General features: G+C 68.2%; 1 protein-coding gene. It reads left to right on the top strand.

All coding sequences use genetic code 11. From position 1 onward, the window contains the following. Positions 1–58: 58 nt before the first annotated feature. On the top strand, positions 59–506 hold a 448-nt coding region (locus IEZ07_RS35360), incomplete at its 3' end, for a condensation domain-containing protein (protein ID WP_301549395.1).

Here is a 506-nt window from a genome sequence, read left to right as displayed (position 1 = left end):
GCGGGTGGTGGAGTTGGTGGATCCGGTGCGGTCGATGGCCCGCCATCCCCTCTTCCAGGTGGCACTCACATTCCAGAACACCCCGAAGGTCGAGCTCGACCTCGACGGCGGCCTCTCGATCGACCTGGAGCCGCTGGAGACGAATGTCGCCAGATTCGACCTGCTGATCTCCCTCAGCGAGACGGACGACGGCCTGACCGGCGTCCTCGAATACGCCGCGGACCTGTTCGACCGTTCGACGGCCGAGGACATCGCGGCCCGGTTCGTCCGCCTGCTGCGTGCCGCGGTGAGTGCTCCGGACGTCCCGATCAGCCGGCTCGAGATCCTCGATCCCGCCGAGCGTTCCACCATCCTCGGCGACTGGGCCGGGACCGGTGTGTCCTCCGGCTCTCTTACGCCGATCACGTCTCTTACGACGATCACGGAGGAGTTCGCGGGGTGGGTGGCGGCTTCGCCGGGGGCGGTGGCGGTGGTGTGCGGGGATGTGGCGCTGACGTATGCGGAGC

Source organism: Planomonospora parontospora (assembly GCA_014647935.1).
In the GTDB taxonomy this organism is placed as follows: domain Bacteria; phylum Actinomycetota; class Actinomycetes; order Streptosporangiales; family Streptosporangiaceae; genus Planomonospora; species Planomonospora parontospora.
The sequence above is the reverse complement of the archived record's forward strand: the minus strand, read 5'-3'. Positions and strand labels throughout refer to the sequence as shown.